This window comes from Myroides sp. C4067, assembly GCF_038039665.1.
Classification (GTDB): domain Bacteria; phylum Bacteroidota; class Bacteroidia; order Flavobacteriales; family Flavobacteriaceae; genus Flavobacterium; species Flavobacterium odoratimimum.
In genome coordinates this window covers 22,771-33,149 of the sequence record NZ_JBBPHJ010000031.1, presented here as the reverse complement: position 1 = coordinate 33,149, position 10,379 = coordinate 22,771, and the positions used below count along the sequence as shown (strand labels likewise).

The 10,379-nt window shown below is 34.8% G+C and carries 9 protein-coding genes and 2 tRNA genes; 8 read left to right on the top strand and 3 right to left on the bottom strand.

From position 1 onward, the window contains the following. Positions 1-113: 113 nt before the first annotated feature. Together AABL87_RS15830 and AABL87_RS15825 are read right to left on the bottom strand one after the other, a co-directional pair. Positions 114-186, bottom strand: a tRNA-Phe gene (locus tag AABL87_RS15830). A gap of 35 nt (positions 187-221) precedes the next feature. Next, positions 222-294: transfer RNA gene (locus AABL87_RS15825), tRNA-Phe, on the bottom strand. 128 nt (positions 295-422) lie between these two features. Between AABL87_RS15825 and AABL87_RS15820 the strand changes: the two genes are divergently transcribed. The 7 genes from AABL87_RS15820 to AABL87_RS15790 all read left to right on the top strand — a co-directional run bounded on the left by AABL87_RS15820 (position 423) and on the right by AABL87_RS15790 (position 7,777). Continuing rightward, complete coding sequence (locus AABL87_RS15820; protein ID WP_341277586.1) at positions 423-1,172, top strand: type III pantothenate kinase; 750 nt, start codon at positions 423-425, stop codon at positions 1,170-1,172. Next, complete coding sequence (locus tag AABL87_RS15815; RefSeq protein ID WP_341277585.1) at positions 1,150-2,415, top strand: hypothetical protein; 1,266 nt, start codon at positions 1,150-1,152, stop codon at positions 2,413-2,415. Before AABL87_RS15820 ends, AABL87_RS15815 begins: the two co-directional genes overlap by 23 nt. An 18-nt stretch (positions 2,416-2,433) precedes the next feature. Further along, positions 2,434-2,991, top strand: a complete 558-nt coding sequence (gene lptC, locus AABL87_RS15810) for an LPS export ABC transporter periplasmic protein LptC (RefSeq protein ID WP_341277584.1) — start codon at positions 2,434-2,436, stop codon at positions 2,989-2,991. A 1-nt stretch (position 2,992) separates the two neighbouring features. Continuing rightward, entirely contained in the window at positions 2,993-3,184 is a 192-nt protein-coding gene (locus AABL87_RS15805; protein WP_006257276.1) for a hypothetical protein, read from the top strand. A gap of 236 nt (positions 3,185-3,420) precedes the next feature. Then, positions 3,421-5,526, top strand: coding sequence for a peptidylprolyl isomerase (locus tag AABL87_RS15800; RefSeq protein ID WP_341277583.1), 2,106 nt, complete (start codon positions 3,421-3,423; stop codon positions 5,524-5,526). A gap of 114 nt (positions 5,527-5,640) precedes the next feature. Continuing rightward, positions 5,641-6,513, top strand: a complete 873-nt coding sequence (gene fabD / locus AABL87_RS15795) for an ACP S-malonyltransferase (RefSeq protein WP_058699295.1) — start codon at positions 5,641-5,643, stop codon at positions 6,511-6,513. Positions 6,514-6,598: 85 nt separating this feature from the next. Then, positions 6,599-7,777: a multidrug effflux MFS transporter gene (locus tag AABL87_RS15790; protein WP_036471117.1), complete on the top strand. Its 1,179-nt coding sequence runs from the start codon at positions 6,599-6,601 to the stop codon at positions 7,775-7,777. Between the two features lie 61 nt (positions 7,778-7,838). Here AABL87_RS15790 and AABL87_RS15785 read toward each other — a convergent pair whose 3' ends face one another. Beyond that, entirely contained in the window at positions 7,839-8,969 is a 1,131-nt protein-coding gene (locus tag AABL87_RS15785; RefSeq protein WP_006257280.1) for a DegT/DnrJ/EryC1/StrS family aminotransferase, read from the bottom strand. Between the two features lie 170 nt (positions 8,970-9,139). On the opposite strand from AABL87_RS15785, the gene AABL87_RS15780 reads away from it, so the two are divergent. Next, entirely contained in the window at positions 9,140-10,375 is a 1,236-nt protein-coding gene (locus tag AABL87_RS15780) for a 3-deoxy-D-manno-octulosonic acid transferase (RefSeq protein WP_006257281.1), read from the top strand. The last annotated feature ends 4 nt before the right edge of the window (positions 10,376-10,379 follow it).

Here is a 10,379-nt window from a genome sequence, read left to right as displayed (position 1 = left end):
CTTTTGTCACTGATCCACTTTTTGCCTAGTCCCCAACTTTTGTCACTGATCCATTTCTTTTACATCAGGGCGCAAAATAAAAAAAACCACTACTGATGAGTAGTGGTTTTTTGTGGTGCCTCCAGGAATCGAACCAGGGACACATGGATTTTCAGTCCATTGCTCTACCAACTGAGCTAAGGCACCTTTTTTTAAACTATAACAACTAAAAGCTAAATTAGTGGTGCCTCCAGGAATCGAACCAGGGACACATGGATTTTCAGTCCATTGCTCTACCAACTGAGCTAAGGCACCAATTGGCTTTTAGTATTGAACAATCTTGTTCTGTTAAGCGGTTGCAAATATAGAACAGATTTTCGTTCTTCCAAAACTTTTTAGAAAAAAAATCATTTACTACCTTTGCCTAACACAAGAAACACACTATGATTCTAGCAATTGATATAGGTAACACAAGAACCAAATTAGCTATCTTTGAAAAAGATACGCTTTTAGAAACACAATTTTTCGATCTGAATTTATTAGAAAAAAAAATAAAAAATATTTTAAAAAAAAATCAATCTAAACCTAAAGTTATACTCTCTTCGGTAGGAAAATTAGAATCTACAACTTACAATTGGTTACTAGAAAACACAGAAGTAATCGAAATTAGTCATAAAAGTGCTTTCCCTTTTATGAATAAGTATGCAACTCCGACTACTCTAGGTATAGACAGAATGGTTCTAGCTGCAGGAGCTACTATACTATATCCAAATTCTAATCGTTTAGTTATTGATACAGGTACTTGTATAACCTACGAATTTATTAATGACAAGGATGAATATCTAGGCGGAGCTATTTCTCCAGGTTTAAGTATGCGCTATAAGGCTTTAAATCATTATACCGCAAAGCTTCCATTATTAGAACCAACTGATATAGATTATTTAATCGGAAATCAAACAGATCAGTCCATTCACTCTGGCGTAATTAATGGAATAACCCTTGAAATAGATGGCATCATTAACCAATACAAATCCTTGTATCCTGATTTAAAAATAATTTTGACTGGTGGAGATACACTTTTTTTGGTCAAAAGATTAAAAAATGTCATATTTGCTAATTCAAACTTTCTACTAGAGAGTCTGAACAATTTATATCAATACACAATTGAAAATGATAAAAAAAATCTTCTTTAGCCTGAGTTTACTATGCGGTACAGCTGCTCTAGCTCAACAAGGCAATGCGTCTCCTTACTCTTATTATGGCGTAGGTAATATTAATTACAACGGTACGAATGAATACAAAGCTATGGGGGGAACAAATGTTTACGCAGATAGTATTCATATAAATTTAAAAAACCCAGCTTCATTTGGTAAGCTTAAGCTTACTACTTTTTCATTAGGAGCTACAGGTACTTCTTATAATTTTAAGACTGATGCTGGTTCAGAAAATGCAAATAGACAAACAATAGACTATGTTGCTGTAGGGTTACCTATTGCTAAGAAGTTTGGTGTTGTGTTCGGGTTGTTACCTTACTCTAATGTTGGTTATAAAATCAATGGAGAAAGAACAAATCCTCAAGGACAAAAGATAAACTCTAGATATGAAGGTGATGGTGGAGTAAACAGAGTATTTTTAGGTACTGGATATGAAATCAACAAAAACTTTGCTGTTGGAGTTGATGCTGGATACCACTTTGGTCATACCAACAATGACCTGTATGAGAACATCACAGATATCGGAGACGGAACATCACTTCAGAATATTACTAGAGAATTGAGAAGATTAGACTACAAAGGATTCTCTTTTAATTTCTCAGCACAATATACAGGTAAATTTAAAGGGTACGATTGGCAAGCTAATTTAACTTATAGTCCTGAAACAAAATGGACAAACGACAACCTTACAAAACTGCAAGTTTTAAAAGGAAATCAAATCGCAGATCAAAAAACTGTTATTGATGAATCTAGAAATATTACTAATCCACAAGCTCTTTCTATGGGGCTAGGTTTTGGTAAAGAATTTAAATGGTTCATTGGTGGTCAATATACATTTACACAAACAAGTAAATTAACTGACTCTTGGAATAAAACGAGTATTTCTAACTTTGAAAACTCTAATCGTTTTTCTCTTGGAGGATTCTATATTCCGAAGTACAACTCATTTAGCAGTTACCTAGATCGCGTTGTCTATAGAGCTGGTTTCAGATATGAAAACACTGGACTTATCTTACATGACAAAGCTATCAACGATATGGCTGTTAACCTTGGTGTAGGTTTACCTATTGGAGAGCGTCGTAAATTCACTAACCTAAATATTGGTTTTGAATACGGTAGCAGAGGAACTAAAAACAACGGATTGGTTAAAGAGAACTACTTCAGTGTTTATGTAGGATTTTCATTAAATGACCTTTGGTTCCAAAAACGTCGTTTTGATTAATTTGTAGTACGCTAACAAATGAAATTACTTTCTAAATTATTAGGTACATTATTTTTCTTTGCCATCACGATAAGTCTCTTTTCTTGTGAAAGTAACTTCAAGGAAATACAAAACTTCAACAAAGTAAGTTTCTTTCCAGCCAGTGAAGTAGAAAATATGCGCGGTCAATACATAGATTCAGGAAGAGTCAAAGCTATTTTAGTTAGTCCCAAAATGCTAGATTATAGCAATGTCAAATATCCCTTTACTGAATTTCCAGATGGAATTCACTTAACGATATATGACAAGGACAAAAATAAAAATACTGTAATAGCCGATTACGCTATCCGCTATACTAAGACAGACCTAATAGACCTACAAGGAAATGTGGTGATAACAACACATGATGGTAAGAAACTTGTTTCTGATCAACTTTACTATGATCAAAAAAACGAATGGTTCTTTACAGAAGGCAAATACAGAGCCTCTACTGATAGCGAAAACTTCACTAGAGGAATAGGAATAGACTTTGACAGTAAAATGAGCAAGGTAAAAGCAACTAACAGTTACGCCGAAAGCGTAAAAAACAACGAATAAAATGAAAGCATTACGCATAATACCTTTCTTCTACTTATTTATCGCAGTACTATTTATATACGACGGTGTATCTAAAATAGTAGCTGGTGACACAGGATCTTGGTTGAGTTTCTTGATAGCAGCAGTAGCGATATTCATGTTCTTCTTCCGAAGAAAATTCTTAAAAAAGATGGATGGGTATAACAAAAAATAATACACTACTAGAGGCGAGATACTAAATATCTCGCCTTTATTTTTTTAATAAAACCACGATAACAATCCTCTCTTATCTACTCTATTTCAACATTAATTGTAAAAAAACAAATTAATTATTCTGAAATCTAAATAAAAACTTAACGAAAGCACTAAAATAATAGCACTACCCCTTTTATTATTAAATAGATAATTGTATTTTCGCTCACTGAAAAAAATTACACATAATAAAAAAGCATGGCAGTTTTATCAAAAATTAGACAAAAATCCGCTCTGTTAATTGCCGTAATTGGTATTGCATTATTAGCATTCGTTATTGGCGACGTAGTAAGAAGCACGGGAGGTGGACTATCAAGAAACATTGGTAGTGTAGATGGTGAAGAAATTAATACCCAAGAATTCCTACATAAAGTAGCTCAAGCCGAAAAGCAAGGACAGATGAGCAATACTCAAGCAGGAGTAATGGTGTGGAACAGCGAAGTAAATAATATTTTACTTACTAACGAATTTGAAAAGTTAGGTTTAAGACTTGGTAAAGACCAATTAGTAAACGTTGTTAAAAACAACCCTACATTCGCTAACAATCCAGAATTCCAAAACGCTGTTGGGCAATTCGACATCAACAAATTCAACCAATTTGTTGCTATGATGAAAAACGCTGGACAAGAACAATGGAACCAATGGTTAGCATATGAAAAAGAATTAGAGAAAGTTGGTTTAGAGCAAATGTATTTTTCATTAGTTCAAGGTGGTATTTATACTACTAATGTTGATGCTAAAGCAGCATACTCTAATGAGAATGACAAAGTTTCTTTTGACTATGTTACTGTTCCTTATTCTACTGTGAATAACGAAGAAGCTGCTGTTTCTAATACAGAGATATTAGATTACATGAAAAAACATGCTAATAGATTTAAATCTGAGCCTACTCGTGTATTACAATATGCTTTCCTTCCTAGTCAGCCATCTGCTGCTGATAAAGAAGCTGTAAAAGAAGTTATAGAAGGTTACTTAAAGCCAACTGTACAATACAATGCTACAACTAAAAAGAACGATACTATCCCTGGTTTTAAAACTGTAAAAGATATCGAAACATTTGTAAACACAAATTCAGATATCAAATTTGACAGTTTATACTACGCGAAGAAAGACCTTCCTTTAGAATACCAAGAAGAATTATTCAACTTACAACCTGGTCAAACTTTTGGTCCATACATTATGGGTGACTACTACTGTATCTCTAGAATGATTGATAAAAAAGCAGGTCAGAGAGTTGATGCTTCTCATATCTTAATCGGTTTTGCAGGTTCTGCAGCTCCTGGAGCAACAAGAACCAAGGAAGAAGCAAAAGCAAAAGCAGAAGAAATCTTAGCTAAAGTAAAAGCTAATCCTTCTTCATTCGCTATGGAAGCAATGATGCAAACAGAAGACCCAGGTTCTAAAAACAACGGTGGTAAATACGAAGATATCCCAAGAGGACAAATGGTTAAACCTTTTGACAACTTTATCTTTAACAATGCTGCTGGAACTATCGGTTTAGTAGAAACTGACTTTGGATACCACATTATCCAAGTAAACGAAAAGAAAGAAGGTGCTAAATTAGCAACTGTTGCTCGTAAAATAGAAGTATCTGACGTAACTGCTGATGACTTATTTACTAAAGCTACTCAATTAGAACAAGACGCTCCTACAGCTAAAGACTTTATCGCTACTGCTGAAGGATTAGGTTTCAATGCTCAGAAAGAAGTAACTATTCGTCCATTCGAAGAGTTCTTACCTGGAGTAGGTAACCAAAGAAGTATTATCTCTTGGGCTTTCAATAAAGAGACTAAAGAGAGTGCTATTAAGAGATTTGACAATGCTGACGGACATATCATCGTGAAAGTAACTTCTAAAAATGATACAGGTCTTGCACCAGTAGAAGAAGTGAAATCAATCGTTGAGCCAATCTTAATGAACGAGAAAAAAGCAGTTGTAATTAGAAAGAAAATGACTGGAAATACTATTCAAGAAGTATCTAACAGCTCTAAAGCTTCTATCGCATCTGTAACTGATGTGACTAAAGGAGCTCCACTGATCACTAATATTGGTAATGAGCCATTAGTAGTAGGAACAGCTTTCGCAACTGCAGTAAACAAAGATTCTAAGTTAATCGACGGTTTACAAGGTGTGTATATGATCCAAACTAAAAATGTAGCTAAAGCACCTGAATTAACTGCTGGTTACGCTAGTTATAAAGCTAGAGTAGAAAACAGCGTTAGAGGTATGGCACAAATGCAAGTACTGAAAGTATTAAAAGACAATGCTAAGATTAAAGATAATCGTGTAGGTGTTATCCAATAATACAAAAACATATCATAACGAAGCCATCTGTATATCAGATGGCTTTTTTTATGTCTATATGGTTTACTAATAAAAATACCTTATTTTTGCCTTACAAAATTTAAAACTAAACTTATGAAAGCATACGTATTTCCAGGTCAAGGAGCTCAATTCACAGGAATGGGGAAAGACTTATACGAAAACTCACCTATAGCTAAAGAGATGTTCGAGAAAGCAAATGAAATCCTTGGATTTAGAATTACAGATATCATGTTTGAAGGTACTGCTGAAGAACTAAAAGAAACTAAAGTAACTCAACCAGCGGTATTCTTACATTCAGTTGTATTAGCTAAAACATTAGAAAACTTTACACCTGAGATGGTAGCTGGGCACTCACTAGGAGAATTTTCAGCATTAGTAGCTAATGGTACTTTAGCTTTTGAGGATGCACTTAAACTAGTTTCTCAAAGAGCGATGGCTATGCAAAAAGCATGTGAAATCACACCTTCTACTATGGCTGCTGTACTAGGTTTAGAAGATCGCATCGTAGAGCAAGTATGTGCTGGTATAGATGGTGTAGTAGTAGCTGCTAACTATAACTGCCCTGGACAATTAGTAATCTCTGGTGAAACTACAGCTGTAGAGAAAGCTTGTGAAGCACTAAAAGAAGCTGGAGCGAAGAGAGCCTTATTACTTCCTGTAGGTGGAGCATTCCACTCTCCTATGATGGAACCTGCGAGAGAAGAACTAGCTGCTGCTATCGAAGCAACTACTTTTAACACTCCTATCTGTCCAGTGTATCAAAACGTAACTGCTAGTGCAGTGAGCAATCCTGAAGAGATTAAGAAGAACCTTATCCTACAGTTAACTGCTCCTGTAAAATGGACTCAGTCTGTAGAACAAATGATCGCAGATGGAGCTTCTTTATTTACAGAAGTTGGACCAGGTAAAGTATTAGTTGGACTAATCAAAAAAATCAATAAAGAAGCAGAAACTCACTCTGCATAACAAATTGGTAAAACATACAACAATTATATAATAACAAAAATCCTTGGTTGTACACTTCCAAGGATTTTTTTTTAAAACCTATATAGTGGATAAACTTTCAGCACAAGAATGGATCCTTATCTTCACTCTAGTGAGCCTTACTGCATTAGGCCCTTTAGCTATAGATATGTACCTTCCTGCATTCCCGAAGATAGCACACGATCTAAATACTGAGATTAATAGAGTTCAGATATCACTTTCTACATTCTTAGGAGGATTAGCAATCGGGCAACTCTTTTGGGGACCTATATCAGATAAGTATGGTAGTAAAAAACCAATCATACTGTGTCTGTCTATTTTTATACTTTCATCTCTAGCTGTAGTATTTGTAAAGAACATTGAAGTCATGTGGCTATATCGTTTTTTACAGGCCTTCGGTAGTAGTGGTGGAGTAGTTATCGCAAGAGCCATTGTCAATAAAAGGTTTGATAAAGATCAGACACTTAAGATATTTAGTATACTAGCCGTGATCGGAGGAATAGCTCCCATCATCGCTCCTATATTAGGTAATATAGTCTTAAAGTATCTAGATTGGACTCATGTATTTACTACGATGGCCTTGTTTGCTACACTGAGTATTGGTATGACAGTATTCTGTCTAAAAGAAGACTATACTAATAGAATACCAACTTTAAATGTAGGAGGTATACTAACGAATTATTTTAAGCTCTTTAAGAACAAACTGTTTATAAGATATACTATTATCGGAAGTATAGCCTATAGCTGTCTAATGATCTATATCTCTAACTCTCCTGTTCTAGTAATGGAAGTAGGAGGACTATCGAGTACACACTTTAGCTTTGTATTCATGGCTAACTCATGTGGTCTAATGTTAGGATCGTTCTTAACCTCTTCTATTTTGAGAAAAAGACTATCTCCTAAAAATATTATTAAGCTAGGAGCGAGTACACAGTTTATAGCTGCTTCACTATTATGGTTATTCATACAGTTAGATTTGAGCATATATATACAGTTAGTACCTCTTTTCTTCTTTGTGATGCCATTAGGACTACTATTCCCTACTACGACTACTTTAGCATTAGCACCCTATAAAGCAGAGTCAGGTATAGCGTCAGCTCTTTTCGGAGCTTCTCAACTAGCCTTTACCTTCATGACCTCTATCTTATTAAATAGTTTGAATAATGGCTCTATGAGCATCGTAGCGCTCTCATTAGTAGCATGTGCACTCGTTTCGTTCACATTAATATCTACGACAAAAGAATAACATCAATACATAAAAAAAGCAGACCTTATCGGGTCTGCTTTCGTTTTATAGTACTATAAGACTATCCTAAGAATGCCTTAATCTCATCTGTGATAAACTTGATTTGCTCTTCGTCTAACTCAGTATGCATAGGTAAAGAAAGAACCTCTTGTACCAACTGATTAGTCACTGGGAAATCAGCCTCATTATAACGAGGATCTAAATATGCTTTCTGATTGTGTAATGGTATTGGGTAATAGATAGCACATGGGATACCTTTACCTTGTAAGTGTGCTAATAATGCATTTCTATCAGCATTCACGATACGCAATGTATACTGGTGGAACACGTGGCTATTCTCATCTCCTACTACTACTGGAGTAACGATATTAGGATGATTAGCTAAAGCAGCAGAATACATCTGAGCAGCAGTACGTCTAGCTACATTATAAGCATCTAGATTAGGTAACTTAGCATTTAACACAGCAGCTTGGATACTATCTAGACGAGAGTTCACTCCTACTACATCGTGGTGGTAACGCTCATACATACCGTGATTCACTATTCCTCTTAACGTATGTGCTAATGCATCATCGTTAGTGAAGATAGCTCCACCATCACCATAACATCCTAAGTTTTTAGATGGGAAGAATGAAGTAGCAGCTACATGTCCGATAGCACCTGTTTTTACCACTTTTCCATCAGGATAAGTATAATCTGCTCCGATACCTTGTGCGTTATCTTCGATCACATATAAGTTATGTTTCTCAGCTAACTTCATGATAGCGTCCATATCAGCAGACTGTCCGAATAAGTGTACTGGTACGATAGCTTTAGTTTTAGGAGTAATCGCTTTTTCGATTGCTTCTATCGAAATATTGAATGTATCAGGACATACATCTACTAATACAGGAGTTAATTGTAATAAAGCGATTACCTCTACAGTAGCTGCAAAAGTAAAGTCAGCCGTGATTACTTCATCACCTGGTTTTAAACCTAATCCCATCATAGCGATCTGAAGAGCATCAGTTCCATTAGCACATGGTATCACGTGTTTAACTCCTAAATATTGCTCTAAGTTTGCCTGAAATGCGTGTACTTGTGGTCCGTTGATAAAAGCAGAAGATTCTAATATTTCTTGAATCGATTGATTCACTTCTTCTTTAATTCCTTCATATTGACCTTTCAAGTCAACCATTTGAATTTTTTTCATTCTAATTGTCTTTTATATCTTTTGAACTATTCATATAATTACCAACAAGTTACCTATATAAATAGCACTTAATTTCGATATTAGTTATCACTACAAAAATAATAAATTCTTTGCGCCAAAGCTCAAACTTTATCAAAAGAAACGTAATTTCGCTCAATAAAGATTTACCTATGTTTTTCCTATATAATATACTGACCTATATTTCTATATTCTTCATCCGTATTATCGCGCTGTTCAACAAAAAGTTAGGCTTATTCGTTGCAGGGAGAAAACAATCTTTTCAAATCTTAAAAGACAATATACTTTCTACTGATAAAGTGTTCTGGATACATGTAGCTTCGTTAGGCGAATATGAACAGGGGCTTCCTGTCATGGAGCAACTAAAACAGAAGTACCCTACGCATAAGATAGTGCTTACCTTCTTCTCTCCTTCTGGATATGAAGTGAAGAAAAACAATACTATCGCTGATGCCACATTATACTTACCTATGGACACACTAGCGAATGCTAAAAAGTTCTTAGCCTTGTGTCATCCAGAACAAGTATTCTTTGTGAAATATGAATATTGGCCTAATTATTTAAATCAATTGCGTCAACAGAATATCCCTACCTATTTAGTATCAGGGATACTAAGACCAGATCAAGTATTCTTTAAATGGTATGGAGGATTCTACAGAACAGCATTAAAGGCATTTACATACTTCTTTGTTCAGAATGAAGTATCTAAGATACTTCTAAATCAATTGCAATATAACAATGTAGAGATAGTAGGTGATACGAGATTCGATAGAGTATCTCAGATATTAGAACAGCACAATGAATTGGCATTTCTAGAAGCCTTTACCTTAAATAAAATGGCGAAGACTATCGTCATCGGTAGTTCATGGCCAGAAGATGAAAAGATTCTAGCCAATTATATCAACAATACACAAGATAATTCTATCAAGTTTATCTTTGCGCCACATAATATCAAAAAGGATCAGATAGATAATCTCGTTCAAAACATAAAGAAACCAACTGTACTGCATAGCCAACATCAAGAGAAAGATCTTAGCCAGTACTCTGTCTATATAATAGATGCCTACTCTATATTGACTAAAGCTTATAGTTATGCAGATATTGCCTATATAGGAGGAGGTTTTGGAGCAGGTATTCACAATATCCTAGAAGCCGCGACCTATGGAGTGCCTGTTATTATTGGTCCAAATTATAAAAAGTTCCAAGAAGCTAAGGATTTGATAACATTAGGTAGCTGTATAGTAGTAAATTCACAATCAGAATTAGACCAAATCTTTGATGAATTATTATACAATGACGCTAAAAGAATCGAATTAGGTAAAACAAGCAATCATTTTATCCTTAAAAATAAGAATGCTACAGAAAAAATAATGAAGCATATACACTAAAAGT